Below are 3,325 nucleotides of genomic sequence, written 5' to 3' on the forward strand. Positions count from 1 at the left end.
TCGAGACCGGAACCGGCGGACGGACGAGACGTCGAGGCATCTATCGATCATGCTCGCATGCGGGCCCGGCGGCTCGCCAACCGTCGATGCGACGGTCCCGTCGGCGTCCCGTTGGCACACGATTTCCAGGACTGTTAGGACTATGATCGCTGCAGACAGCGATGACGACGATGTCTGTCCGCGACAACCACTCGGAAGTCCTCGCTCGGATGGCTGATCGGTCCGGCCTGGGTGGGGTTGCTGTACGGGTCCGACCGGCTCGTCCGGTTCGGGCCCGTCCCTGGTCTCATCAGGGGTCCCCTCTGGCGCTGTAGATGCAGATACCGGTGGAGAAGGTGACATGACGCAGCAACGGCCGCAGCCAGAGGATCTGATGCCAGCCACCCTTCACATCGTCGCCGGCGATCAGAGGATGGCTGCGCCCCTCGACCGGCCCTTCGTCGTAGGTCGAGGACGTACGTCGGACCTGGTTCTGAAAGATCCATCGGTGTCCCGGCGCCACCTGATGATCGAGGCCACCACCGGTGGCTGGACCGTCCGGGACATCAGCTCCAACGGCACCTGGCAACTGGGTCAGCGGGTCCGGCGGATAGACATCCTGACCGACGAGGTGAAGCTCAACCTCGGGGCCGTCACGGGCCCGGCGGTCACGCTCGTTCCGGTTGCCCAGCAGCCGATGCCGGTCACGCCGCAGCCGCTGCCCGTCACACCGCCGCCGGCGCCCGACCTGCCCGACCTGCCCGACCTGCCTGACCTGCCTGACCTGCCTGACCCGCCGTTGCCGTTGCCGTTGCAGCACGAGCCCATGACCGTGGCCCGGGACAGCCTGCTGATCAGGAGCGGCCTGACACCGCCAGGCACCGGCTTGTCGACGCCGCCCCCGACCACCGATCAGGCCGACGACGCCAGCCAGCAACACCGAGCCAGCTACTTGCTGAGGCTGGGCCGAACTTCGATCGGACGGGCGAAGGACAACGACATCGTCGTCGGTGACCTGCTCGCCTCCCGCGTGCATGCCGAGATCCTGGTCGGCCGCGGCGGAGCGGAGGTCGTCGACCTGAACTCGGTCAACGGGACCTTCGTCAACGGCAACCGGATCACCCGCGCGGTGCTTCACCAGCGGGACGTAATCGCGATAGGTCACCATCTGTTCCAGCTGGTCGGCGACGAGCTGCTGGAGTTCATCGACTCCGGCGACGTCACATTCGAAGCGGACGGCCTGAACGTCTTCGTCGACGGCAAGGTGCAGCTGCTGCACGACATCTCGTTCCGGCTGCCGGCCGGAGCCCTGCTGGCGGTCATCGGCCCGAGCGGTTCGGGCAAGTCGACGCTCCTCAACGCGCTCACCGGGTTCCGGCCCGCGGACACCGGCACCGTCCGCTACGCCAGCCGGGACATGTACGCCCACTACGACGAACTGCGCCGGCGCATCGGGTACGTCCCGCAGGAGGACATCCTGCACACTCTGCTGACCGTCCGGGAGGCCCTGGAGTACGGGGCACGGCTGCGTTTCCCCGCCGACACCACCGCCGCGGAGCGGCGCGCCCGGATCGACGAGGTCCTGGAGGAGCTGGGTCTGACCACGGCCGCGGAGCAGTACGAGGAGAGCCTCTACGGCAGCGGGCAGGCGAACCCCGCAGGAGTGTCCGGCGCGGGCGACTCGGCCAGCGCGGGCGGCGGAAACAGCCCCGACACGCCCGCCGGGACTGCCGGGGACCTGGCGGACCGGAGGGTGCAGAACCTTTCCGGCGGTCAGCGTAAGCGGACGAGCGTGGCGCTGGAGCTGCTGACCCAGCCGACCCTGCTCTACCTCGACGAGCCGACCTCCGGCCTGGATCCGGGGCTGGACAAGGAGGTCATGGAGGCGCTGCGGCGCCTCGCCGACGGCGGGCGGACCGTCATCGTCGTCACCCACAGCGTCGCCCAGCTCGACCTGTGCGACTACGTCCTGGCCCTTGCCCACGGCGGCCACATGGCCTACTTCGGCGCACCCCAGAACGCTCTGAGGTTCTTCGGCGAAGGTGACTGGGCGGATGTCTTCCGGATGCTCAAGACAATCGGCGGATCGAAGAGATCGGTCGAGCGCTTCCGGACGTCGAACTACTTCGTCCCCGCGTCGGTGATCGCGCCCACGGCCCGACCGAACCCCGCGGACCTGCCGGGCGTCCGGCAGCAAGGGGTGCTGTCGCAGGCGGTGACGCTGAGCCGCCGGTACCTGCGGGTAGTCGCCGCCGACAAGGTCTACCTCCGGCTCATCGTCGTCCTGCCCTTCCTGCTCGGGCTGATCACCCAGGTCGTGCCGGCGAGAAACAAGTTCAACGTCGTGCGCTTACCGAACGTCGAGGCCGGTCAGGTTCTGCTGATCATCGTGCTGGCGGCGTCCTTCATGGGCCTGGCGAACGCGATCAGCGAAGTGGTGAAGGAACGGGCGATCTATCGCCGGGAACGGTCGATCGGCCTGTCTCGGGTGGCCTACCTGGGCTCGAAGGTCGGCGTCATGACCCTCATGACGGTTCTACAGAGCATCGTCTTCACCCTCATCGCGACATCCCAACGCACCCCGCCGCACGCGGCCGCGCTCGGCTCGCCGAAGCTCGAGGTGCTGATCGCCGTCACCGTCCTCACCTGGGCTTCCTCGATGTTCGGCCTGCTGATGTCATCGCTGGTGGACAGCACTGACAAGGTGATGCCGCTGCTGGTGCTCTCCACCGTGACGCAGCTGGTGTTCTGCGGCGGGTTCTTCCCGCTGGCCGGCAAGACGGGGCTCAACCAGTTCAGCTACCTCTTCCCGACCCGATGGTGCTTCGCCGCGGTCGCGTCGACCGCCGATCTGAACGTCGTGCAGAAGCTCGGCGACCCGGTGCTGAATCCGGCGAAGGGGCCCGACCCGCGCTGGCGGCACGCGTCGTCGGTGTATCTCACCAACATCGGGGTCGGGGTCGCTGTCGGCGTTCTGCTGATCATTCTGACGTTCCTGCTCCTGCGCCGGATGGACCCCAGGATGCTGCGGCGGGACCACATCGGCCGTCGCATGGCCGGCGCCGCGGTGACGCCGCCACCACCCGGACCGCCACCACCCGGACCGCCATCGCCCGCACCGCCACAGTTCCCCGCGCCGCCGGCTCCCGCGTCCACAGTTTCGAAACGGCCGCCGGACCCGGGTGCACGTCCCGCGCCGGGACCGCAACCCGGGTCCGGCGTGCCGACCAAACCCCTCACGGCGACCCGACCGGCCGCACCCTCAGCGCAGCCGCCCCCTCCGGGCAGCCGGCTGTAGCTGGCGGCGGCGGCGCGGGTGCCGGCCGCCCTGCCCGCCGTGCGCGGG

Annotated in this window: 2 protein-coding genes; one reads left to right on the top strand and one right to left on the bottom strand. The window is 69.1% G+C overall.

Annotated elements, in window-relative coordinates; genetic code table 11:
- Positions 1-289: 289 nt before the first annotated feature.
- Entirely contained in the window at positions 290-502 is a 213-nt protein-coding gene (locus AC559T_RS09005; RefSeq protein WP_498868430.1) for a hypothetical protein, read from the bottom strand.
- On the opposite strand from AC559T_RS09005, the gene AC559T_RS09010 reads away from it, so the two are divergent.
- Positions 488-3,277 (top strand): ATP-binding cassette domain-containing protein, encoded by a 2,790-nt coding sequence (locus tag AC559T_RS09010; RefSeq protein ID WP_498868431.1) that lies wholly within the window; start codon positions 488-490, stop codon positions 3,275-3,277. The two genes, AC559T_RS09005 and AC559T_RS09010, sit on opposite strands and share 15 nt — an antisense overlap.
- Positions 3,278-3,325: the final 48 nt, after the last annotated feature.

Origin of the sequence: Frankia sp. Hr75.2 (assembly GCF_949319125.1) — a bacterium.
GTDB lineage: Bacteria > Actinomycetota > Actinomycetes > Frankiales > Frankiaceae > Parafrankia > Parafrankia soli.